The sequence below is a fragment of the Micromonospora sp. WMMD708 genome (assembly GCF_049315245.1).
GTDB classification, from domain to species: domain Bacteria; phylum Actinomycetota; class Actinomycetes; order Mycobacteriales; family Micromonosporaceae; genus Micromonospora; species Micromonospora wenchangensis.
This window is the reverse complement of the sequence record NZ_CP186060.1, coordinates 2,605,620-2,629,452: the sequence shown is the minus strand read 5'-3', so window position 1 is coordinate 2,629,452 and position 23,833 is coordinate 2,605,620. Positions and strand designations below refer to the sequence as shown.

Here is a 23,833-nt window from a genome sequence, read left to right as displayed (position 1 = left end):
TCTGTGAACCGGACACTAACGGTGGCCGACGGCTAAAGATAGACCTCCGGCGGAGAAACTTTTGTTCGCGAGAACAAAAGTTCCTGATGGTCGAAACCGATGCCCGAACGGTCGCCCACCATCGGCTCCCCGGTCGATCCCCCGTCCCTCACCAGCACGAACACCGACGGCGACGGGACGCGGACAGGCGGAAGCGACGCGGGGGCGCGGGGTCGACCGCAATCGAATCGACACCACGCCCGTCGCGTCGCCACCGCCGCTCCACCATCGACCGGAGCGTCGGTCCGCCGTGCGGTGGCCCGGCCCGCTACCCGGGACCGGCCAGCACCAGCTCACCGAGCCGCTGCTCCAGCGCCGCCGCGTCCAGGCCGCCCGGCCAGCCGCGCAGCAACGCGCCGCCCTTGGCGACCAGCACCACGGCCGGTGGCTCACGCACCGCGTACGACCGCCAGACGGTCTGCTGCTCGTCCACCACGACGGGATACTCCACCCGGTGCGTCCGCAGGTAGTCCTGCAACTCGTCGGCCTGGTCGGCGCCGGCCACCCCGACGAAGACCACCCGGTCCCGGTGCCGGCGGGCCAGCTCGCTCAGCGCGTCCTGCCGGTCGGCGCAGGTGGTGCACCAGGAACTGAAGAAGGTGAACACCACCGGGCGGTCGGCCCAGAGCCGGGCGGCGGTGAGCGGGGTGCCGTCGGTCAGCCCGCCGGTGAACGCCGGGGCGGCCGGTGCGCCGCCGGGCGGCGGGCGCAGCGCGAGGGCGGCGGGGACCGGTCCGGGCAACGTCGCGGCGCCCCCGGCGAGCGCCGCCGGTGCGGGCGGGTCGACCGGTCGGTCGGTGCAGCCGGCCAGCACCAGCACCGCCAGCAGCCCGGCGAGCAGCCGCCGCACGCCGGCACCACGGTGACCGGCCCCGGTCACGCCGGCACCACCGCGACCAGCGCCGGGCCCTCACTGGTGTCCGGGGTCAGGTCGAGCGCCGGCCGGCCGGCCACCTCCAGCCGGTACCCGGCGCGCCGCGGCACCTGCACCGGCACCGCGAACTCGCAGTAGGTGGGCACCCGTTCCACCTCGAGGTCCTCGTCGAAGGCGGCCACCGCCGTGCCCGCCGGCAGCGTCCCGGTGACCAGGGCCGCCCCGTCGGGGTCGAGCACCCGGAACGGCGCCTTGTGGTGGAAGTAGAGGTACGGTCCGGTGCCGGCGCAGTCCACGCCCTCGGCCCGGATGTTGATGTCGCGGACCAGGACCCGGACGGTGGTCGGGGTGACCGCCTCCGGTCCGGCGTCGGGGCCACCGCAGCCGGCGGCCCCGGCCAGCAGCAGGATCGCCAGCGCGCCGACGCCGTGGCGGGCGCTCGTGGTCAGCCGCACGTGGTCTCCTCCCCACCCGTGCCGTGGGTCCGTGGCGGCCTGCGCCACCACGGACCCACGGCGTCGGTCGATTCCGGTCAGGACTTCTCCACCCGGCACTGCCTGGTCACCGTCTTCGACGGGTCGCTCTCCGAGGTCGCGGTGAGCTTGACGAAGCCGGTGTCCGCCGCGGCCGCGGTGGCCCCCACCGACACCCGGACGGTGGTGGACTTGCCGAACTGGGCGGTGGCCAGCCGGTTGGGCAGCCAGGTCCGCCAGCCCTTGCCGGCCACCTCCGCCGAGAGCCGGTAGACGTCCGACTTCAGGTACGCGGTCGCGTCCTCCGGGTGCTGCTGGCCGCCGGCGGAGTACGTGCCGCTGTTGGTCAGCTCGAACGAGCAGGTCACGCCCCGGTTGGTGGGCTTGCCGGTGCTGGTCACCTCGCCCTTGCCCAGGGTCACGCCGTGGGTGCTCGGCCCCCCGGTGCCGTCCAGCGACCGCACCGCCACCGTGTACGACAGCGAGCCGGCCGCGTCCCGCTTGAGGTCGATGACGTAGAAGTGCAGCCGGTTGGCCTCGTCGACGTACTCGTACTGGCTGCCGGTGTCCGCCCCGGCGTGGAACAGCGCGTCGGAGAGCTGCCGGTAGTCACCCATGGTGATCTTCTGCGGGGTGCCGTCCGGCCGGTAGAAGTCGATCATGTCGATGTCCTGCGGGTTGGCGTCCACCACCCACTGGAACGGCGCGCTGTCGGCGTTCTTGGTCTTGCTCAGCAGCACGCCCCGGTCCGGGGTGAACGAGTCCGCCCCCATCCGGTCGACGACCTCGACGGTGTAGTTGTTGAAGCTCCCGCCGTCGCACAGCGGGTTCGTGGCCACCGTGCAGGCCGGCGAGAGGTCCTTGTTCAGGGCGATGTTCACCCCGGTCAGCCCCTTCGGGCCGGCGTCGACCGCGCGGGCGGTCACCTGGGCGGTGACCATTCCGGACGAGGCCAGCGCCTCCCGGGACAGCCGCAGCACGTGCTCCTCACCGAGCAGGCCGATCTTGAGCTTGTCCCGCACCGTGTGCAGCGAGCCCATCGAGCCGCCGTTGGTCGGCGGGATCTGCCAGCGGGTGTGCGGGCCACCGGGTCCGTTGAACGACCCGCGCGACATCATGCTCCAGATGCCGGTGTACGCCCGGCGTAACGGCTCGCCGTACGGGTTGTTGTAGTTGTCGCCGATGCCGAGCAGGTGGGTCAACTCGTGGGCGTACACCCCCATGCCGGAACTCTCCCCCTGGGTGGAGGAGCCGCCACCGGCGTTGGGCCACAGCGTCGCCGCCGCCTTCCAGGAGGTCCACTCCACGTAGCGGGTCTTCGCCCAGTTGGGCAGGTTCGGGTCCGGTGGACCCCAGGAGTCCGGCACGTCCTCCTTGTTCTGGAAGATCATCTGCCCGAACTCCTGCCAGGTGGACGACTCGTCCTGCCCGGCGCTGAGGATGAACACCAGCTCGTACTGGTTGGCGACCTCGTCACCGACCGCCGCCCGCCACGCGCCCAGCCCGTCGGTGCGGATGTTCTTGTTGCAGGCGTCCCCGCTCGGGCAGGCCCCGGGGTTGAAGCTGTTGTCCAGCCCGTACTGGTAGGACTTCGCCGGCAGTTGGTACGGCCCGAAGCCGGCCAGGTCCACGCCGTAGCGCCCGTTGGAGTCCTGCATCCAGTACTCGTGCAGGGTGTGCCCCTTGTTCAGGGTGTTCGGGGTGTTGAGGAAGTCCTGGTAGAACTTCGGCACGTCGGCGCGGGGGATGTTGGCCGCGACCGACTGGGGGTTGCCGAAGACCGTCGAGCGGGCCCGTTGGGACACCGCGAACGTCTGGTCCGGATAGTCGAGCGCGACCAGGGCGATCTTGAAGTTGCGGATCGAGCCCCGCACGCTCGGGTCGGCCCAGTTCTTGCCGGGCACCGCCTGATAGTCGTCCCAGGTCATGGTGTCGGGGTTCTGCCAGGCCTGCGGGTCGAGGACCTGGAACGGGGCGGTGCCGCCGGCCGGGTTGGCCGGGGCCGCGGCGGCCTGCGTCGCGGCGGTCACCACGAGCGTGCCGGCCAGGACCGCGGCCAGTACGCGACGCCGCAGTCGGGGGGTGTTGCGGGGAGCACGGTGCACGGGTTCACCTCTCGTCGGGAGGGACGCGGCCGCCGGTGACCGGGGTCGGCGTGGGGTGGCTGCCGGGACGCCCGCGCACCGGGCCGCGCAGCGAATCTAGGAGGACGGGCCGGGGCGGGTCACCGTGCAGATGTCGGCAGGTGGCCCGGCGGCTTCCGACACCTGAAGGACCGGCGGCGGGTCACGTCCGGCCGCCGGGTTCAGCGGGGACGACCGTCGGTGACCGGATCGACGGTGACCGACAGGGCCCGGACCAGGTCCCGGCGCAGCCGGGCGGCGGCCGGCGGCGGCAGCGGACCGCGCGGCGGTCGGCACCGGCCACCGAACCGCCCGGCGCAGTCCATCGCCAGTTTGATCGCCTGCACCGCCTCCGGCCGGGAGCCCCAGCCGAAGACCGGGTGCAGTTCGGCGTAGAGCGGCAACGCGCGGGCCAGGTCACCGGCGGCGCACAGGTCGTACAGGCGCAGGGCCGGTCGGGGCAGCGCGTTGGACAGGCCGGACACCCAGCCCCGGGCCCCGCACAGCACCAGTTCCAGCAGCACGTCGTCCGCGCCGGCCAGCACGTCCACGTGCGGGCAGAGGTCCCGGATCCGGTGCACCCGCCGTACGTCGCCGGAGAACTCCTCGACCGCGACGATCCCGTCGGTCTCGGCGACCCGGGCCAGCAGCTCCGGGGTGAGGTCCACCCGGGTCTCGTACGGGTCGTTGTGCGCCACCACCGGCAGGCCGACGGCGGTCACCTCCCGGTAGTGGGCGACCACGTCGGTGTCGCCTGCGGGATAGCCGTCCGGGGGCGGGGCCAGCACCCCGTGCGCCCCGGCGGCGGCGGCCTGCTCCGCCCAGCGGCGGGACTGCCGGCTGCCGTACCCGCCGACGCCGGGCAGCACCGCGCAGCCCGGCGGGGCGGCCTGCACGGTGGCCCGCACCACGTCGGCCCGCTCGTCGTCGGACAGCGCCCGGTACTCCCCCACCGACGCGCACGGGGTCACCCCGTGGCAGCCCGCCTCGGCCAGCCAGCGCACGTGCTCCTGGAGACGGTCGAAGTCGACGCCGAGGTCGTCGCGGAACGGCGTGGTGACGGCGACCAGCACCCCCCGCCAGGGCCTACCAGCTGTCACTCGGGCGTTCCCTCCTGCGCGCCGGCGGCCCGCTGCCCACCGCACCGGAACCTTACGATCGTCGATCACCACGGTGCTTCGGACAATTGCCGGAACAGTCGCCGCGGGGGCCGTCCTTTTGTCGGTAGATCCCCGGTGGACCTTGCGCACAGGCCCACCGGCCGCACAGGGTAGGGCACCGGCTGTCGCACCCCCTGCCGCGCAGCCAACCAGGGGAGATCCATGCACGGTGAGCTTCAGCGCATAGTCGACGCCGTCGCCGCCCGGGTGGGGCGTCCCGCCCTCATCGAGGACCGGCGGCAGCGGGTGGTCGTCTACAGCGAACACGATGGTCCGATGGACGAGGTACGCCGGATGTCGATCCTGCGCCGGCAGACCACCCCGGAGGTGATCGCCTGGTTCCGCCGGATGGGCGTGCTCACCGCCCGTGGGCCGGTGCGTACCCCGGCCGACGTCGATCTCGACCTGCTCCCCCGGGTCTGCGTGCCGATCTGGCACGACGACCTGCTGCTGGGCTTCGTCTGGTTCATCGACGACGACGGGTCGATGACCGACGCCGACATCGCCACCGCGACCGGCGCGTTCACCGACCTGTCGCTGGCCCTCTACCGGGAGAACCTGCTCGGTGAGCTGGCCTCGCAGCGGGAGTCCGAGGCCACCAGGACGCTGCTGGTGGAGAGTCCGCAGGCGCGTGCGCACGCCGTCCGGGCGCTGCTGGAGGAGGGCACCGTCGCCGGGGACGGCCCCACCACGGCGGTGGTCGCCCAGCTCGCCCCCGCCGACGGGCGGCACCCCGACGAGGTGGCCCGGATCGCGCTGGAGCAGGCGCTGGTGGCGACCCGCCGGTGGCTCGGCGTCCGGGAGTCGCTGCACATGGTGTGGCCCGACCACGGGGTGCTGCTGATCTGCGGCGGCCGGATCGCCGGCCGGCCCACCCCGCAGGCCGCCGCCGGGCATCTCGACGAGGTGCTGCGCCAGGCGACCCGGGGGCTGTCCTCGGTGGAGCGGACGGTGACCGGGATCGGCCAGCCCCGCCCCGGGCTGGTCGACGCGGTGCAGTCCTACCGGGAGGCGGTGCAGGCGGCCCGGGTGGGCGTGCAACTGCCGGCGCTGGGTCCGGTGGTCTCCTGGGCCGGGCTGGGCATCTACCGGGTGTTGTCGCAGCTCGACGGTCGGGACCTCGACGTCGCCGGGGTGCATCCCGGGTTGGAGCGGCTGCTGCGCGACGACGCCCACCAGGTGCTGCTGGAGACCCTGGAGGCGTACCTCGACCTGGCCGGCAACGCCCACGCCACCGCCGAGAAGCTGCGGCTGCACCGGACCACCCTCTACTACCGGCTGCAACGGGTCGAGCAGCTCGCCGACACCGACCTCAAGGACGGCAACGAGCGGTTGTGCCTGCACCTGGCGATGAAGCTGGGCCGGCTCACCGGCCACTACCGGTCGGCGTCCTGAGCCGTCGTGGGTTCCCGCGTCGACCGTCGGGAGAGGACACCCGCTGTGACAGCCCGTGTCCGTCCGGACAGATCATTGACAGATCCGAGCGGGTACGGCCAGGATGGGCGCACCGATCGGCAAGGCCCCCACGACCGACCGTAACCAGGTACGCCCACACGTCCGCCGCAGACCGGATCGGCGCCGGTCCGTCGCCCCGTGCGTCCGGGAGACACCCGTGTCCCCCGCCGTCGGCGGGTCGACGTCGCGACTCGGCCGCCCTCGCCCGACTGTCGGCGTCCGACCTCCCCGTTCCGCACCCGCCCGACGGCGGGCGCCGCCGCGCGCCGTCGCCCGGTCTCGCACCCCCAGGAAAGGTGGCCCGAGATGTCCCGTTCCGCACTCCCCCGCCGGTGGCGGCGGTTACCCGCCGCGACGGCTGCCGGCGTGGCGTTGCTGCTGCTCGCCGGCCCGGCCACGGCCGGCACCGCCGCGCCGGCCGACCGGGAGGCCGACGCCCCGGCCGTGCTCGAACGCTCCGCCGACGAGCAGGCCGACGTGGTGGAGGTGACGGTCGACGGCACCGCCCAGCTCGACGCGCTGGTCGCCACCGGTGTCGACCTCGACCACCACGTCACGCCCACCGAGGCGGGCATCGTGGTGCACGCCGTGGTCACCCCCACCGAGGCCGCCGCGCTGAAGCGGATGGGCTACCGGGTCGGCGCGGTGCTGCACGACGCCGACGACTCCGCGCAGCGGATCAGCGAGCGGGACGCCACGATCGCCGCCCACCGGGCCGAGAACCGGGCGTACACGGCGACCCTGGAACGCAGCGCCGCCACCTCCGACGTGAAGATCATCCGGGCCGACTACTACACCTCCGGCACCAACCAGGTGCTCTCGGTGGAGGCGAAGTGGGCCCAGGGGCAGACCTCCACCAGTACGTTGACCGTGGCGCGGGACAGCGGCCCCGGCACCGAGATCGGCTCCGGCGGCACCCAGAACATCACCCGGTTCGTCGACGCCGGGGTCTACCTCTACCACCGGGGTGCCGCCGCCGTCACCGCCCGGCCGCAGCGCATCCAGATCACCAGCCCCACCGGGGACGTGGCGGTCGCCGAGGTGAAGGAGTGGCTGCCGATCCCGGCCGACAGCCCGGAGGGCCCCGGCTACCAGAAGGACTTCGTCACCAGCTACCTGACCCCGACCGAGCTGTACGACCGGATCAAGCGGTTGGCCGACGCGTACCCTCAGCTCGCCGAGGTGGTGAAGCTGCCGTACCAGACCAACGGGTACCGGCGTAAGGCGCAGGTGGTGCTCGGTGGGACCAACGCCACCCGGGTCGCGGTCGACTCGCTCGCCTGGGGGCACGAGGGTGGCAACGACATCACCGTCGAGCTGGCCGACCCGGGCGCGGCCGACCGGCCGCTCACGGTCACGGTGACCGGCAAGGCCGTCCGGGTCAGCCTGGCCACCGACGCCGCCGGGGCGGTGACCAGCACCGCCGCCCAGGTCGCCGCGGCACTGACCGCCGAGGCGGGTGCGCTGGTCAGGGCGTACACCTATCGGGGGGACGCCGGGGCCGGGGTGGTCGCGCCGGTCGCGGCGACGCCGCTGTCGGACAACCTCAAGGCGCCGGCCGGGGTCTCCCGCGACCCGCACCCGGTGTACGCGATCCGGATCGGCAAGTACCGCGACGGCTCCCGCACCGGGGTGCTCGCCTACGCCCAGGAGCACGCCCGCGAGTGGGTCCCGCCGCTGGTGACCATCGAGACCGCCGAGCGGCTGCTGCGCAACCACGCCACCGACGAGAACACCAAGCAGCTGCTGCGCACCCTGGACATCTGGATCGTGCCGTCGATCAACCCGGACGGCGGGCACTACTCGTTCTACGACTACGCCTCGCAGCGGCGCAACATGACCAACCACTGTGCCCCGGGCGGCGCCACCGACGCGCTGGCCCGTAACTCGTGGGGGGTGGACAACAACCGCAACTACACCGAGTACAGCCTCTTCGACGGCTACTCGGGGGCGTCGTCGAGCTGCACCAGCGACACCTACGCGGGGCCGGGTGAGCTGTCCGAGCCGGAGAACCGCAACGTCGACTGGCTGGCCCAGCGGCCGAACATGAAGTTCTCGATGAACCTGCACTCCTCCGGCAACTACTTCATGTGGTCGCCGGGCGCGTACGCCACTCCGGGCCGGATCTCCGCGCCCCGGCCGACGCTGGCCGAGGAGTCGTTCTTCTGGGGCGCGTCGTCGCGCATCCTCACCGCGATCAAGCGGCACCGCAACACGGCGGTCACCCCGGCCCGGACCGGCCCGATCTCCGACGTGCTGTACTCGGCGGCAGGCAACTCCGGTGACATGCTGTGGTACAGGTACGGCATCTACGCCTGGAACTTCGAGGTCGGCACCAGCTTCCAGCCGACCTGGGAGGAGGCGCACGAGGAGACCATGGAGTTCAGCAACGGCCTGGTCGAGCTGCTGCGGGTGGCCCGGGACTACGACAAGGACCGCAAGCGCCCGACCAGCACCCTGTCGGTCACGCCGAGCGCCACCGAGGGCGCGGTGAGCGTCCGGTTCGACGTCAGCGAACCGGCGGCGGTGTTCTACACCCTCGACGGCAGCAAGCCGACGTTCGCATCCACCCTGTACGCCTCGGCGGGCATCCGGGAGGGGGCCGAGACGCTGACCGTCCCGGTCGGCACCAAGATCCACTGGTTCTCGGTGGACGCCGCCGGCAACATCGAACGCAACTACCGGCCGGACGACGACAGCCTGACCTTCAACCGGGGCTGGGCGACCCTGCCCACCGGCTGACGGACACCCCGGCGGGGGCGCGCGCCACGCGGGCCCCCGCCGGCCGACCGGCTCAATCCTGCGCCCGCCACCGGTAGAACTCCGTCGCCACCGCGTCCAACGGGCTTTCCCAGGAGTCCGGGTCGAACGGGCTGATGTACGGGCTCAGATCGTCCATGATCTTGGCGAAGACCGGCTGGTCGTGCCGCTGTTCGACGGCGCCGTCGAACGACTCGCCGACGCGTTCCAGCACGTGCAGGTAGACGTCGTCGATCGAGTACAGCCACCGCCCGGTCACCCCCATCATGGCCGGCAGCGGGCCGGCGTCGGACTCGGCGAAGATCTGCGCCACGGTCGGCTCGGCGCCCGGCTTGATCCGGGCCACGATGACCGTCCGGCTCGGCTCGCCCCCGGCGGCCGGCGGCTCGGCCGGTGCCCAGGAGTAGAACTCCTTCGCCACCGAGTCCGACGGGTTCTTCCAGTCCCTCGGGTAGGGCGTCACGTACGGGGCGATCTGCTCGGCGATCTGCTGGAAGGCCGGCAGGCCCCGGGTCTGCCCGGTCACCCTCGGGTCCGCGTTCCGCTCGATCAGGTGGATGTAGAGGCCGTGGAAGGACAGCAGGGTCCGCCCGACCACCCCCAGGTCCTGCGGGCGGGTGGTCCGGTCGTAGTACCCGAACACGTCGGCGACGGTCTGCTCGCTGCCCGGCACCATGCGGCAGACGATCACGTTGCGGAAGGTCATCGGAAACTCCTCGGGGATTCAGGCGGTACGGGTCGGCTCGGTGGGGCGGGGACGGCTGGCCGGCGGGTGCGCCACCGGCGGGGCGGAGGCGGCGAACCGGACCGGCAGCTCCAGCAGGCCCCGGAACGGGGACGCCGCCGGCAACCGGCGCAGCTCGGCGGGCGGTACGGCGAGGCGCAACCCGGGCAGCCGGCGCAGCAGCGCCGCCAGGCCGATCTGGGCCTCCATCCGGGCCAGCGACACGCCGAGGCAGTAGTGCACGCCGTGACCGAACCCCAGGTGCGGGCCCCGGACCCGGCGCAGGTCCAGCCGGTCCGGGTCGACGAAGTGCGCCGGATCGTGGTTGGCCGCGTTGAGCACCACGCCGACGATCGACCCGGCCGGGATGCGCACCCCGCCGTACTCGACGTCCTCGGTGGCGACCCGGGGGCTGGCCACCGGCAGCGGGCCGTCGAAGCGCAGCAGCTCCTCGATCGCCGACGGCAGCAGCTCCGGGGTGTTCCGCAGCAGGTCGAGCTGGTCGGGGTGGGTCAGCAGGGCGACCGTCGCGTTGCCCAGGAAGTCGGCGGTGGTCTGGTGCCCGGCGAACAGCAGCAGGAAGGTGGTGGTGACCAGTTCCGCCTCGGACAACCTGCCGTCCTGGTCGCAGGCGTCGATCAACGCGCTGATCATGTCGTCGGCCGGGGCGGCCCGCTTGGCGGCCACCAGTTCCGCCAGGTAGTGATGCAGCCGTACCTGCGCCTCGCCGACCGCCGCCCGCTCCTGCTCCGGCGGTCGCCGCGACGACCCGGAGGTACGGATCACCTGGGTCCAGTCCAGCACCCGCTCCTGGTCGGCCCGGGGCACCCCGAGCAGTTCACAGATCACCACCATCGGCAGCGGGATCGCGAAGTCGTGCATCAGCTCGGCCCGGCCCCGGGCGACGAACCCGTCGATCAGGTCGTCGACGATCTGCCGTACCCGGGGGCGCAGCGCCTCGATCCGGCGGGGCGCGAACGCCTGCGACACCAACCGGCGCAACCGGGTGTGCTCCGGCGGGTCCGAGTTGAGCATGTTCCGGTTCAGCGCCTCGGAGTTCGGGCCGAAGATCTGCAGGTAGTGCTGCCCGGGGCCGTAGAGGTCCTTGGACAGCCGGGGGTCGGTCAGCGCCGTGCGCGCGTCGTCGAACCGGGTCAGCAGGTACGAGTCGAACCGGGGTGAGCTGACCGGGCAGACCGGCGCGTCCGCGCGCAGTCGGGCGAAGGACGGGTAGGGGTCGGCGGCGAACTGCTCGGTGTAGAGCTGTGCGGCGGGCAGCGGCTCGGTCATCTCGTCTCCTCGGGCGCGCTGGGCATGCTGTGCAGCACCTGGTAGGTGTGTCGTTCGGCGGATTCCCGCAGGTCACGCACCACCCGCAGCAGCCGGTCGCGGTGCTCGCTGCGGCCGAAGGCGTCCAACCGTTCCCGGTCCGCCCAGTCGCTGATGATCAGGTAGCTGCGCGGGTCTTCGGCGTCGCGGACGAGGTCCTGGCGCAGGCACCCGTCGAGCTGCCGGATCTGCTCCGCCGCCGAGAGCCACTCCGCCTCGAACCGCTCCGCGCAGCCCTCCCGGGTACGCATGGCGAGCACCGTGCGCACGGGCGTCATCGCACACCACCGAAGACCAGGTTCAGGTTCTTGCGCAACGCGTCGGCGTCGATCGGCTGGCTGCGGAAGCCGACGTGCCCGTCCGGGCGGATCAGGTACAGGGCGGTGCCGGTCACCCCGTACCCGGTGCGGAACTCACCTTCGGCGTCGACCACCACCGGCGGCACGGGCAGCCCCGGCACCTCGGCATCCGGGCTGACCAGCAGGTACGCGTCGACCTCACCCCGGGTGAGGGCGCGCACGTCGGCGCAGAGCCCCGGCACGGCGGCCACCGCCGCCGGGTCGGCCGAGGCGTCGGCGTAGAGCAGCAGGGTGTGCCGGGTGCCGGCGGTCAGGTCACGCAGCCGCAGCGGATGCCCCACCCCCCGCCGCCGCAACCCGCCCAGGTCGGGGGCGCGGTCGCCGGGACGCGGGCCTGACCGCAGCCCGTCCGGGTCGGTGACACACTCGCCGACCAGTGGACTGTCGGCATAGCTGAGCAGCATGGACATCTCCTGGAGGAACTGCCGCTCCAGGTCGGCGCGGTCCAGTTCGTCGGTGAACGCCATCCGTACCGCGCGGCCGACGATCTCCTCGCCCTCCGGGCGGCGTTCGGCCTCGTAGCTGTCGAGCAGGCCGGGGGCGGCGATCCCGCGTACCGCCAGCGCCACCTTCCAGGCCAGGTTCCAGGCGTCCTGGATGCCGGTGTTCATCCCCTGTCCCCCGGCCGGCGGGTGCAGGTGGGCCGCGTCCCCGGCGACGAAGACCCGGCCGTGGCCGTACCGGTCGACGATGCCGTGGCTGATCCGGAACACCGACGACCAGCGCAGGTTCGCCGCCCGGGTGCCCGGCGGGGCCAACCGGTCGAGCGCCGCCTGCACGTCGTCGAGGGTCGGTTCGGCCAGTTCCTCGCTGAACCCGGGCGGGGCGTCCCGGCCGCCGGTCTGGGCGAAGAACCGGGGTGGCGCGAGGGTCGCGATCCGGTACCGGCCCTCCCCGCGCAGCGGTACGCAGACCAGCATGCCGTCCATCCGGCCGTCGGTCTCGTGCAGGAAGCGCAGCAGGTGACCGTCGGGCATGTCCCAGTCCACGTCGACGTCGGCGAGCATGAACAGTTGCGGGAACCGGCCCAGCCCACCGGAGAACGTCAACCCGAGCAGGTCACGGACGCGGCTGTGTGCGCCGTCGGCGCCGATCAGGTACTGCGCCCGCACGGTGCGGATGCTGCCGTCGGCGAGGGTCAGGGTGGCCAGCACGCCGTCCGAGCCCTGGGTGAACCCGGTCAGCTCCGCGCCGCGCTGCGGCCGGACGCCGAGGGTGGCCAGCCGCTCGGTGAGGATGCGCTCGGTCTCGTACTGGGGCAGGCCCAGGTGTGCGTACGGCAGGCCGGGCAGCTCCCAGCTCATCCGGTGGGTCTGCGTGCCGTTGACGAAGACCACGTTGCCGGTGAGCCAACTGCCGGCGTCCATCGCCTCCCGCACGATGCCCTGCTCGGCCCAGATCTCCATGGTGCGGCAGTGCACCCCGATCGCCTTGTCGGCCTGGCCGGGCGGGGCCACCGACTTCTCCACCACCCGGCAGTCGATGCCGCGCCGGGCCAGTTCGACGGCGGCGGTCAGCCCGGTCGGCCCCGCCCCGACGATGAGTACGTCCGTTGTCGTGTGCACGTCGGTCTCCCTACCGGTGCTGGCTGCCCGGTCGAGGCCGGGACGGGTCGTGGGGTGGAACAGTCGGCGGCGGAAGTCGAGCAGGAACGGCGCGATCGGCCCGGCCTCCTCCCGCGCGTGGGCCGGGTTGGCGACCCAGCGGTGGAACTCCGCCGCGGAACGCCATTCGGCGAAGATGTGGTGGACATCCGAGTCGGGCTCGCGCAGCAGGTCCTCGCGCAGGTAGCCGGGGACCCCGGCCATCCGGGCGGTCACCTCGGCGTGGCCCCGGTGGAACTCCGCGAGCCGGTCGGCCGGGACGGTGACCTCGACGTCCACCAGGATCGTCGGGTCGCCGTCCGGCTCGTCGCGCATCACCCGGCGGTCGTCGGCGGTGGCCGGTTCGCACCCGTCACGCAACGCGGCGGCGAGGCGGGCGGCCACCGGGCCTTCCTCGTAGTCGCGCAGGGCGTCGTCGTCGGTCCACTCGGTGGCGAGCACGAACGTGTGCGGGTCGTTGGCGTCGAGGAGGAGCTCCCGGTGCAGGTTGCCGGGCAGTGCGGCGATCTGCACCGCGGCCGTCCGCCACGCCGACCGGACGCGCTGTCCGGCGCCGGGGCGCGCGCGGACCCGGAGCATTGTCCTGATCATGGGGTCTCCCTTGACGGCCTGCCCGAGACGGGGGTCCCGACCGCCGGCACACCCGTACCGGCCGTCGCCGTCCGACCCTGTCGCAGCGCACGTCACCCCGCCGTCACCGGCGGGCCGACCCGGGTCGCCGCCCGTTGACGCCACCGGGACGACCCACCGGCCGGCTCCGCGTGGTCAGCCGCCGCCGGGTCGGCTCAGCGGGCCCGCTGCCGGCACCGGTACGGATCGGAGGGCGACGCCGCGCACCGGCGACACCGCATCCGCGCGGCGGGGCGGGCGGGACCGGGCAGAGCTACCGCCGGCTGGGCGGGGCTGCCGCCGGGCGGGTCAGGGGCGGCGGTTGCCGCTGCTCGCGCGGACCACGAGCTCCGGTTCGACCTGGGGGCGGGGGGTGCCCGCGCCGGTGCCGTCGAAGAGTTCCAGCAGGGCCGCCACGCACCGGCGGCCGACCTCGTCGAAGTCCTGCCGCACGGTGGTCAGCGGCGGGGAGAGGTACTCGGCCTCGGGGATGTCGTCGAAGCCCACGACGCTCACGTCCTCGGGAATCCGCGCGCCCCGCTGGTGCAGGGCGCGCAGCAGGCCGAGCGCCTGGTGGTCGTTGGCGCAGAACACCGCCGTCACGTCGGGGCGCTCCACCAGGGACTGCCCCAACTCGTAGCCGGCCCGGGGGCTCCAGTCGCCGACGATGACCGGCGGGACGCGGCGGCCCGCCTGTTCCAGGGTCTGTCGCCACCCGTCGACCCGGTCCCGGGCCTCCAGCCAGTCCCGGGGGCCGGCGATGTGCCAGACCGTCTCGTGGCCGAGGTCGAGCAGGTGCCGGACCGCCAGCCGGGCCCCGGCCACCTGGTCGACCGAGATGCTGGGCAGCTCGCCGCGCTCCCCGCTGGCCTCGACCACCACGGCGGGCACCCCGGTGGGCAGGCCGTGCACGGCGACCGACGCCGTCATCATCGGGGTGATGACGACGACGCCGGCCACCGACTGCTCGGTCAGCGCGTCGATGGCCGAGCGCATCCCGCTACGGTCCAACCGTTCCAGGGTGACGATGCTGATGCCGTACCCGGCGGCGCGGGCCGCCCGTTCGATGCCCAGCAGGGTGGCCGCCGGCCCGAACAGGATGGTGTCGAAGCTGACCACGCCGATGACCCGGGAACGGCGGCCGGCCAACCCCCGGGCCAGGGCGTTGGGCCGGTAGTTGAGCTGGTGCACGGCACGCAGCACCCGCTCCCGGGTCTCCGGCCGAACGCTCGGGTGGTTGTTGAGCACCCGGGACACGGTCTGGTGCGACACCCCGGCGAGTTGCGCGACGTCGCTCATCACCGCGGCGCGTTCGGGCCGCTGCTGGCCCATGGCGGCTCAGAAACCCCGGGCCAGGCGGTAGTAGGCCTGGTTCCAGCGCAGCTCGTCGGCGAACCGGCGGGGGGTGGTGTCGGCGTCGATGACGACCAGCTCGGTGCCGACCATCTCGGCGAGGTCGTGCAGCTCCTCGACGCCGACGGCCTGGGACAGCACCGTGTGGTGCGGGGCGCCGGCGGTGAGCCAGGCCTCCGCCGACGCGGCCAGGTCCGGCCGGGGCCGCCACACCGCCCGCGCCACCGGCAGCTTCGGCAGCGGGTACGGCGGCGCGACCACGTCGATCTCGTTGGCGACCAGCCGGAACCGCTCCCCCATGTCGGCCAGGCCGAGCACCACGGCCGGGCCGGGCTGGGCGTCGAAGACCAACCGGACCGGGTCCTCCCGGCCGCCGATGCCCAGCGGGTGGATCTCGACGTTCGGGGTGGCCGCGGCGATGGTCGGGCAGACCTCCAGCATGTGCGCCCCGAGCACCAGTTCCCGCCCGGGGGTGAGGTCGTAGGTGTAGTCCTCCATGAACGAGGTGCCGCCGGTGGTGCCGACGGACATCGACTTGAGCGTGCGGACCAGCACCGAGGTCTTCCAGTCGCCCTCGCCGCCGAAGCCGTACCCGTCGGCCATCAGCCGCTGCACCGCGAGGCCGGGCAGCTGCCGCAGCCCGCCCAGGTCCTCGAAGTTGGTGGTGAAGGCGCGGAACCCACCGGCGTCGAGGAAGTCGCGCAGCCCCGCCTCGATCCGGGCGGCGTAGCGCAGCGAGTCGTGCCGGTCCCCACCGGAACGCAGTGCGTCGACCAGCCGGTAGCTGTCGTCGTACTCCTTGACCAGGTCGTCGATGCGGGCGTCGGCGACCGCATCGACGGCCTCGACCAGGTCGTTGACCCCGTAGGTGTTCACCGAGACGCCGAAGCGCAGCTCGGCCTCGACCTTGTCGCCCTCGGTGACCGCCACGTCGCGCATGTTGTCGCCGAAGCGGGCCAGCCGCAGCGACCGCATCTCGGCGTGCCCGATCGCGGCCCGGGTCCACGCGCCGATCCGGGCGGCGACCCGGGGGTCGCTGACGTGCCCGGCGACGGTCTTGCGGGCGACGCCGAGCCGGGTCTGGACGTACCCGAACTCCCGGTCGCCGTGGGCGGCCTGGTTGAGGTTCATGAAGTCCATGTCGATCTCGGACCAGGGCAGTTCCACGTTGGCCTGGGTGTGCAGGTGCAGCAGCGGGGTGCGCAGCGCGTCCAGCCCGGAGATCCACATCTTGGCCGGGGAGAACGTGTGCATCCAGGCGATCACCCCGACCGCGCCCTGTACGGCGGCGTCGCGGCAGACGGCGAGGATCTCGGCGCTGGAGGTCAGCACCGGCTTCCAGACCACCCGGGCCGGGACGGCCGGGTCGGCGTCGAGTCGTTCGGCGATCCGCCGGGACTGCTCGGCCACCTGGCGCAGGGTCTCCGGGCCGTACAGGCCCTGGCTGCCGGTGAGGAACCAGACCTCGGCGGCCGGGGATGGGTTGGTCATGGGCGTTGCCTTCCGGTGGGGCTGGCGAGGGTTACTTGGTGCGGATGCCGACGAGGCGTTGGAGCAGGATGAACACGAACAGCAGGCCACCAATGACGATCTTGGTCCACCACGAGTTGAGGGTGCCGTCGAAGGTGATCAACGTCTGGATGATGCTGAGCACCAGCACCCCGAGCAGGGTGCCGAAGATGTAGCCGGACCCGCCGGTGAGCAGGGTGCCGCCGATGACGACCGCCGCGATCACGTCCAGCTCCATGCCCACCGCGATCAGCGGGGCACCGGACAGGGTGTAGAAGGACAGCAGGATGCCGCCGATCGCCGAGCAGAGCCCGCTGATCGTGTAGACCGCGATCTTCGTCCGGCCCACCGGCAGGCCCATCAGCAGCGCCGACTGCTGGTTGCCGCCGATGGCGTACACGTTGCGGCCCAACCGGGTGTACGCGAGCACGGCCGCCGCCACGGCCACCACCGCGACGGCGATCAGCGCGCCGACCGAGACGAAGTTCTCGCCGAGGTGGATGCGGTGCTGGGCGGCGCTGGTCCAGAAGCCGTCGGTGATCGGGATCGAGGTGGTGCTGATCCAGGTGCACACGCCCCGGGCGAAGAACATCCCGGCGAGGGTGACGATGAAGGGTTGGATGTCGAAGAAATGGATCACGCAGCCCATCGCGAACCCGAGGATCGGGCCGATCAGCAGAGCGATCACCAGCACCACGGCGGGGTGCAGCCCGTTGCCCAGCAACGAGGCCGACACCATCGCGGTCATCGCCACCACCGACCCGACCGACAGGTCGATGCCGCCGGTGAGGATCACGAAGGTCATCCCGACCGCGACGACCAGCAGGAAGCCGTTGTCGATGAAGACGTTGAAGACGACCTGGATGTTGGAGAACGCGCGGTACTGGGAGACGCCGATGGCGTACATCACCAGCAGCAGGGCCGCGGTGGCGAGCACCGGTACGTGCCGGGGTGGCACCCGCCACCAGGCACGACCCGGACGGGCGGCCAACGGGGTCGTGGTCATGCCGGAACCTGCTCCTTCTCTGTGCCGACCGGCTCCACCGGCGTGACCGGGACGCTGCGCCGACGGCGGAACCGCGCCCGGAAGGCCGGGGCCTGGATGAGACAGACCACGATCACCACGACCGCCTTGAACAGCAGGGACGTCTGCGGGTCGATGTTCATGGCGTAGACCGAGGTGGTCAGGGTCTGGATGAGCAGCGCGCCGACCACGGTGCCACCGAGGTAGAACCGGCCGCCGGCCAGCGCGGTGCCGCCGATGACCACGGCCAGGATCGCGTCCAGCTCGACCCAGAGGCCCACCGCGTTGCCGTCGGCGCTGGAGACGTTGGCCGTCATCATGAACCCGGCGATGGCGGCGCAGGCGGCGCTCACCACGTACACCAGGAAGGTGATCCGGCGCGAGCGGATGCCGGCCAGCCGGCTGGCCTCGGCGTTCCCGCCGACCGACTCGATGATCATGCCGAGTGCGGTCCGCCGGGTCAGCACCGCCACCAGTACGGTCACCGCGAGGGCGATGACGATCGCCAGCGGCAGGGTCAGCAGGTGCCCGACCCCGATCACCTTGTACGGCCCGCTGTTGATGGTGATGATCTGCCCCTCGGCGATCAGCTGGGCCAGACCCCGGCCGGCCACCATCAGGATCAGCGTGGCGATGATCGGTTGGATGCCGATCCCGGCGACCAGGATGCCGTTCCAGGCCCCGAGCAGCAGGGCCACCCCGAAGCCGAGCGCCACCGCGGTGAGCACCACGCCCACGCTGTTCTGGTCGGGCTGCTCGCTGATGTAGAGGCAGGCGACCGCGCCGGCGACCGCCGCCACCGCGCCCACCGACAGGTCGATGCCGCCGGTGGCGATCACCAGGGACATGCCCAGGGCGACCAGGATCAGCGGGGCGCTGAGCCGGACGATGTCGATCAGGCTGCCGTAGAGGTGGCCGTTCTTCAGCTCGACCGACAGGAAGCTCGGCCGGTAGACGGCGTTCGCCACCAGCAGCAGCACCAGCACCACGAGCGGCCAGAACAGCCGGTGACCGGTGACGCCCGCAGCGCGGGCCCGTACGGTGCTCATGCCGGCACCGACCCTTCCTGGGAACTGCCGCTGGCGATGACCTGCATGACGCGGGCGGCATCGAGGGTGTCGTCGTTGGTGAGCTCGGTGACCAGCTGCCGGTCCCGCATGACGGCGACCTTGTGGCTGAGCCGGAGCACCTCCTCCAGCTCGGCGGAGATGAACAGCACCGCCATCCCGCCGTCGGAGAGCTGCGCGACCAGGCGTTGGATCTCGGTCTTGGCACCGATGTCGATGCCACGGGTCGGTTCGTCGAGGATCAGCAGCCGGGGTTCGGTGATCAGCCAGCGGGCCAGCAGCACCTTCTGCTGGTTGCCGCCGGACAGGTTGCGCACCGGCATCTCCGGGTCGGCCGGCCGGATGCTCAACGCCGTGATCCAGTGCTGGACCAGTTCGTCCTGCCGGCGGCGCGGCAGCGGCCGTAGCCAACCCCGGGCCGCCTGCATCGCCAGGATGATGTTCTCCCGCACCGACAGCTCGCCCACCAGTCCCTCGGTGCGGCGGTTCTCGGAGCAGAACGCGATGTCCCGGTCGATGGCGGCCACCGGGTTGCGGATCGTCACCGGGGTGCCGTCCACGGCGAGCCGGCCGGCGTCGGCGCGGTCCGCGCCGAAGAACAACCGGGCGACCTCGGTACGCCCCGAGCCGAGCAGACCGGCCAGGCCGACCACCTCGCCCTGGTGGATGGTGAGGCTGAACGGGGCGACGGAACCGGACTTGCCGAGCCCGTCGGCGGCCACCAGCGGGGTGCCAGACTCCAGGGCCGCCCGGTCCTCGCCGCTGGTCGCCTCGTCGAGGCGTTCCAGGGCGTCCAGCTCCTTGCCGATCATCTTCTCCACCAGCGCGATCTGCGGCAGCTCGCTGGTCAGGTACTCGCCGACGAGCCGGCCGTTGCGCAGCACGGTGATCCGGTCGGCGATGGCGTAGACCTGGTCGAGGAAGTGGGTGACGAAGATGATCGCGATGCCGTCGTCGCGCAACTGCCGCATGATCCGCATCAGCTGGGCCACCTCGTCGGCGTCCAGGCTGGAGGTCGGCTCGTCGAGGATCAGCACCCGGGCCCGGATGTCGACAGCGCGGGCGATGGCGACCATCTGCTGCACCGCCAGCGAGTAGTTGCCGAGCAGTTCGGTGACGTCGATGTGCAGGTCGATGCGGGCGAGCAGGTCCTTGGCCCGGCGGCGCATCTCGCGCCAGTTGACCGCGCCGAGGCGGCGCGGCTCCCGGCCGATGTAGATGTTCTCCGCGACCGACAGGTTGGGCAGGAGGTTGACCTCCTGGTAGACGGTGCTCACCCCGGCGGCGGTGGCCTGCATCGGGCCGGAGAAGGAAACCTCCGCGCCGTCGAGGGTGATGGTGCCGGAATCGGTGCCGTAGACGCCGGTCAGCACTTTGATGAGGGTTGACTTCCCGGCGCCGTTCTCGCCCATCAGGGCGTGCACCTCACCGGGAAAGAGCCGCAGGTCGACGCCGTCGAGGGCGCGGACCCCGGGGAAGATCTTGCTGATCGCGGTCATCGTCAGGACCGGATGCCTCTCCGACATCCCACCGAACCTTTCCTCGGAAGCGGAGGCCGCCGCGCCGAACGCGGCGGCCTCCGGTCGGATCAGTACTTCCGGTTGGGCAGGGCCGCCTTGGCCTGCTCCTGGGTGAAGGTGGTCTCCTCGGTCTCGACCCGGGCGGGGACCTCCTCGCCGGCGGCGACCTTCTTGGCGAGGTCCATCAGCTGCGGGCCGAGCAGCGGGCTGCACTCCGCGATGAAGTTGAACTTCCCGTCGGCGAGCGCCTGCATGCCGTCCTTGACCGCGTCGATGGTGATGATGGTGATGTCCTTGCCGGGCGTCTTGCCCGCCGCGGTGATCGCCTCCAGCGCGCCCAGGCCCATGTCGTCGTTGTGCGCGAAGAGCACGTCGATCTTCGGGTTGGCCTTGAGGAACTGCTCCATGACCTGCTTGCCGCCGGCCCGGGTAAAGTCACCGCTCTGCGAGGCGACGACCTTCAGGTTGGGGTTGGCGGCGATCGCCTCGGCGAAGCCCTTCTTGCGGTCGTTGGCCGGCGCCGAACCGGTGGTGCCCTGCAGCTCGACGATGTTCACCGGACCGGTCGCGGCCGACTTCTCCTTGACCAGCCACTCCCCGGCGAGCCGGCCCTCCTTGACGAAGTCCGAGCCGATGAAGGTCTTGTAGAGGCTCTTGTCGGCCGAGTCCACGGCCCGGTCGGTCAGGATCACCGGGATCTTGGCGTCCTTGGCCTCCTTGAGCACGGTGTCCCAACCCGACTCCACCACCGGCGAGAAGGCGATCACGTCGACCTTCTGCTGGATGAAGTTGCGGATCGCCTTGATCTGGTTCTCCTGCTTGCCCTGCGCGTCGTCGAACTTCAGCTCGTAGCCGGCCTCGGCGGCCGACTCCTTGATCGAGTTGGTGTTCGCCGTGCGCCAGCCGCTCTCCGCACCGACCTGCGAGAAGCCGATGACCAGCTTGCCGTTGCCGCCGCTGCTGCCGCTGTCGCCGTCGCCGCCGGTGTCGCTGTTGCCGCAGCCGGCGAGTCCGCCGGCCAGCAGGCCGACGGCGAGCATCGCGCCGAGGCCGCGCCGGGTGAGGGTAATACCGGTCTTCGCCATGTGAAGACTCCTTGTACGGGGATGAGGTGGGGGATGGTGCGTGCGCGGAAGGACCGGCCGGCACGGCACGCCGGACGGGCCGGACCTTCCAGGGGTGGTGCATCGGGTTGCGGTGGATCGACCGGTCCGCCGGGGCGGGCCGGTGGCGAGGACGGACGGTCGGGCGTTACGGCCCCGACTGCCCGTAGACGTTCTGGTAGCGGTCGTAGAGGGAGTCGATGTCGGCCTGGGCCATCGGCACCGGGGTGCCGAGCGTCCGGGCCAGGTGGGCGGTGCGGGCCACGTCCTCGCACATCACGGCGGCCTTCACCGCCGCGCGGGCGTCCTTGCCGATGGTGAACACGCCGTGGTTGCGCATCAGCACCGCCGGTGAGCGGTGCCCGGACAGGGTCGCCACGATGCCCTTGCCGATGTCGTCCCCGCCGATGAGCGCGAACGGACCGACCGGGATCTCACCACCGAACTCGTCGGCCTGGGCGGTGAGGTTGCACGGGATCGCCTCGCCGCAGGCGGCCCAGGCCGTGGCGTACCCGCTGTGGGTGTGCACCACGCCCCCGACCTCGGGCATCGCCCGGTAGACGTAGGCGTGGGCGGCGGTGTCGCTGGACGGCGAGAGGTCACCGTCGACCACGACACCGTCGAGGTCACAGACGATCATGTTGTCGGGCCGCAGGTCGTCGTAGGACACCCCGCTCGGCTTGATCACCATCAGCTCCCGGCCCGGCACCCGGGCCGAGACGTTGCCGGCCGTCCAGGCCACCAGGTTGTAGCGCACCAGCTCGCCGTGCAGGGTGGCCACCTGCTCGCGCAGCCGGGCCACCTCGGTGTCGAGGTCGAGGGTCATGCCGGCACCTCCAGGGGGTCGGTGGTCGGTCCGGTGGTGGGCGCGACGGCCGGACGCCGGGCGGCGTTGCGGATCGCCCGCAGCCGCAGCAGCACGTCGTCACCACCCCGGCCGAAGTGGTCGTGCAGCCGGCGGTACTCGGCGTAGAGCGCGTCGTAGGCGTCGGCGCGCTCCGGGTCGGGCCGGTAGACCTCGCGGTCGACCCGGCCCATCGCCGCCGAGGCGGTCGGCACGTCGGGGTACGCGCCGGCCGCGACCGCCGCGTGGATCGCCGAGCCCAGGGCCGGGCCCTGCGCGGAGCCGATGATGCCCAGCGGACGCCGGGTCACGTCGGCGTAGATCTGCATCAGCAGACTGTTGCCGGTCAGCCCGCCGGCCACGATCAGCTCGTCGACCGGGACGCCCGCCTCGGCGAACGCCTCGATGATCATGCGGGTGCCGAACGCGGTGGACTCCAGCAGCGCGCGGTAGACGTCCGGCGGCCGGGTGGCCAGGGTGAGCCCGACGAGCACCCCGCTGAGGTCGTGGTTGACCAGCAGCGAGCGGTTGCCGTTCCACCAGTCCAGGGCGACCAGGCCGTGCGCGCCGACGGGCTGGGCCGCGGCGGCGGCGGTCAACTCCTCGTGGGAGGCGTACCCGGCGGGGGCGGCGTGCTTGACGAACCAGCCGAAGATGTCGCCGACGCCGCTCTGGCCGGCCTCGTAGCCCCAGGAGCCGGCGCTGATCCCGCCGTCGACCACGCCGCACATGCCGGCGACCTCGGCCCGCTCGGTACCGTTGACCACGTGGCAGGTGGAGGTGCCCATGATGGCGACCAGCCGGCCGGGGGTCAGCGCCTGCGCGGCGGCGGCGGTGACGTGGGCGTCGACGTTGCCGACGGCCACCGCGATCCCCTCCGGCAGCCCGGTCCAGGCGGCGGCCTGCGCGGTGAGCCCGCCGGCCCGCGTGCCGAGCTGCGCCAGCGGCCCGTCGATCTTGGCGACGAAGTCGGCGAAGCCCGGGTTCAGCGCGGACAGGTACGCCGGGGACGGGTAGTGGCCGTCCTGGAGCAGCCCCTTGTAGCCCGCGGTGCAGACGTTGCGGGTCTCGACGCCGCACAGCTGCCAGACGATCCAGTCGGCGGCCTCGATCCAGCGCTCGGCGCGGGCGTAGACCTCCGGGTCCTCCTCCAGCAGCTGCAACCCCTTGGCGTACTGCCACTCGGCGGAGATCTTGCCGCCGTACCGGCCGATCCAGGACTCGCCCCGGGCGTGGGCCAGCGCGTTGATCCGGTCGGCCTGCGGCTGGGCGGCGTGGTGCTTCCACAGCTTCACCCAGGCGTGCGGGCGGGTCCGCAGGTCGGGCAGCTCGCACAGCGGCGTGCCGTCGGCCAGGGTGGGCAGCACCGTGCAGGCGGTGAAGTCGATGCCGATGGCGACCACCTGGGCCGGGTCGACGCCGCTCTCGGCGAGCGCGGCGGGCACCGCCCGGCGCAGCACCTCGCGGTAGTCGTCCGGGTCCTGCAGCGCCCAGTCGGCCGGCAGGGGCTGGCCGTCGACGGCCAGCGTCGTCTCCATCACCGCGTGGCGGTACTCGTGCACCGCCGTGCCCAGCTCGGCGCCGTCGCCGACCCGCACCACCAGCGCCCGACCCGACAGCGTGCCGTAGTCGACGCCGACGACGTACCGGTCCTGCGGCTTCGCGCCTGCATCCATGCCGTTCTCCGTTCAATCGTTGGGGGCAAGTGTTAGCGCTCACATGGAATCCGTCAAGGCGCATCCATGTAACACTGCCGTAACCATCCTGAGCGGCCCCGGCACGGCATCCACGATCACCGCTCCGACCAGCCATCGAGCAGCCGACATACGCCGAACAGGTGAGCGGTCACATCCGTCCGGTCGGGCCGACCCTTGACACGCCCGCGCGGCGGTTCCAAACTTCGG

Annotated in this window: 18 protein-coding genes; 2 read left to right on the top strand and 16 right to left on the bottom strand. The window is 72.3% G+C overall.

Annotated elements, in window-relative coordinates; genetic code table 11:
- Positions 1-307 precede the first annotated feature (307 nt).
- The 4 genes from ACN260_RS11520 to ACN260_RS11505 form a co-directional block, all read right to left on the bottom strand.
- Positions 308-919 (bottom strand): TlpA family protein disulfide reductase, encoded by a 612-nt coding sequence (locus ACN260_RS11520; protein WP_422755956.1) that lies wholly within the window; start codon positions 917-919, stop codon positions 308-310.
- Complete coding sequence (locus ACN260_RS11515) at positions 916-1,368, bottom strand: hypothetical protein (RefSeq protein ID WP_422755955.1); 453 nt, start codon at positions 1,366-1,368, stop codon at positions 916-918. Before ACN260_RS11515 ends, ACN260_RS11520 begins: the two co-directional genes overlap by 4 nt.
- A 77-nt stretch (positions 1,369-1,445) precedes the next feature.
- Positions 1,446-3,491, bottom strand: coding sequence for a M6 family metalloprotease domain-containing protein (locus tag ACN260_RS11510; RefSeq protein WP_422755954.1), 2,046 nt, complete (start codon positions 3,489-3,491; stop codon positions 1,446-1,448).
- 200 nt (positions 3,492-3,691) lie between these two features.
- Positions 3,692-4,609: a dihydrodipicolinate synthase family protein gene (locus tag ACN260_RS11505; RefSeq protein ID WP_422755953.1), complete on the bottom strand. Its 918-nt coding sequence runs from the start codon at positions 4,607-4,609 to the stop codon at positions 3,692-3,694.
- A 222-nt stretch (positions 4,610-4,831) separates the two neighbouring features.
- Here ACN260_RS11505 and ACN260_RS11500 point away from each other — a divergent pair, with 222 nt between their 5' ends.
- Positions 4,832-6,064, top strand: a complete 1,233-nt coding sequence (locus ACN260_RS11500) for a PucR family transcriptional regulator (protein ID WP_422755952.1) — start codon at positions 4,832-4,834, stop codon at positions 6,062-6,064.
- A 366-nt stretch (positions 6,065-6,430) separates the two neighbouring features.
- Entirely contained in the window at positions 6,431-8,866 is a 2,436-nt protein-coding gene (locus tag ACN260_RS11495; RefSeq protein WP_422755951.1) for a M14 family metallopeptidase, read from the top strand.
- Positions 8,867-8,918: 52 nt separating this feature from the next.
- Here the strand turns inward: ACN260_RS11495 and ACN260_RS11490 are convergent, their stop codons facing one another.
- The 12 genes from ACN260_RS11490 to araB all read right to left on the bottom strand — a co-directional run bounded on the left by ACN260_RS11490 (position 8,919) and on the right by araB (position 23,605).
- A complete protein-coding gene (locus tag ACN260_RS11490) occupies positions 8,919-9,590 on the bottom strand; it encodes a TcmI family type II polyketide cyclase (RefSeq protein ID WP_422755950.1) in 672 nt (223 codons plus the stop codon).
- An 18-nt stretch (positions 9,591-9,608) separates the two neighbouring features.
- Positions 9,609-10,898 carry a cytochrome P450 family protein gene (locus tag ACN260_RS11485; protein WP_422755949.1) on the bottom strand — a complete coding sequence of 430 codons (1,290 nt, stop codon included), beginning with the start codon at positions 10,896-10,898 and terminating at the stop codon, positions 9,609-9,611.
- On the bottom strand, positions 10,895-11,215 hold the full coding sequence (locus ACN260_RS11480) for a putative quinol monooxygenase (protein WP_422755948.1): 321 nt from the start codon (positions 11,213-11,215) through the stop codon (positions 10,895-10,897). The genes ACN260_RS11485 and ACN260_RS11480 overlap by 4 nt, the downstream gene beginning before the upstream one ends.
- On the bottom strand, positions 11,212-13,491 hold the full coding sequence (locus tag ACN260_RS11475) for an FAD-dependent oxidoreductase (RefSeq protein WP_422755947.1): 2,280 nt from the start codon (positions 13,489-13,491) through the stop codon (positions 11,212-11,214). Before ACN260_RS11475 ends, ACN260_RS11480 begins: the two co-directional genes overlap by 4 nt.
- A 327-nt stretch (positions 13,492-13,818) precedes the next feature.
- Positions 13,819-14,841: a LacI family DNA-binding transcriptional regulator gene (locus tag ACN260_RS11470; protein ID WP_232376994.1), complete on the bottom strand. Its 1,023-nt coding sequence runs from the start codon at positions 14,839-14,841 to the stop codon at positions 13,819-13,821.
- A gap of 6 nt (positions 14,842-14,847) precedes the next feature.
- Complete coding sequence (araA, locus tag ACN260_RS11465; protein WP_422755946.1) at positions 14,848-16,353, bottom strand: L-arabinose isomerase; 1,506 nt, start codon at positions 16,351-16,353, stop codon at positions 14,848-14,850.
- 31 nt (positions 16,354-16,384) lie between these two features.
- The gene (yjfF, locus tag ACN260_RS11460; protein ID WP_422755945.1) at positions 16,385-17,377 is read right to left on the bottom strand and encodes a galactofuranose ABC transporter, permease protein YjfF; all 993 of its coding nucleotides are present in this window, start codon (positions 17,375-17,377) and stop codon (positions 16,385-16,387) included.
- Positions 17,374-18,444: an ABC transporter permease gene (locus tag ACN260_RS11455; RefSeq protein ID WP_422755944.1), complete on the bottom strand. Its 1,071-nt coding sequence runs from the start codon at positions 18,442-18,444 to the stop codon at positions 17,374-17,376. The genes yjfF and ACN260_RS11455 overlap by 4 nt, the downstream gene beginning before the upstream one ends.
- On the bottom strand, positions 18,441-19,988 hold the full coding sequence (locus ACN260_RS11450) for a sugar ABC transporter ATP-binding protein (protein WP_422755943.1): 1,548 nt from the start codon (positions 19,986-19,988) through the stop codon (positions 18,441-18,443). Before ACN260_RS11450 ends, ACN260_RS11455 begins: the two co-directional genes overlap by 4 nt.
- Before the next feature lie 62 nt (positions 19,989-20,050).
- On the bottom strand, positions 20,051-21,067 hold the full coding sequence (locus tag ACN260_RS11445; protein ID WP_422755942.1) for an ABC transporter substrate-binding protein: 1,017 nt from the start codon (positions 21,065-21,067) through the stop codon (positions 20,051-20,053).
- Between the two features lie 166 nt (positions 21,068-21,233).
- Positions 21,234-21,911 (bottom strand): L-ribulose-5-phosphate 4-epimerase, encoded by a 678-nt coding sequence (locus ACN260_RS11440; RefSeq protein WP_422755941.1) that lies wholly within the window; start codon positions 21,909-21,911, stop codon positions 21,234-21,236.
- Complete coding sequence (araB, locus tag ACN260_RS11435) at positions 21,908-23,605, bottom strand: ribulokinase (protein ID WP_422755940.1); 1,698 nt, start codon at positions 23,603-23,605, stop codon at positions 21,908-21,910. Before araB ends, ACN260_RS11440 begins: the two co-directional genes overlap by 4 nt.
- Positions 23,606-23,833 lie beyond the last annotated feature (228 nt).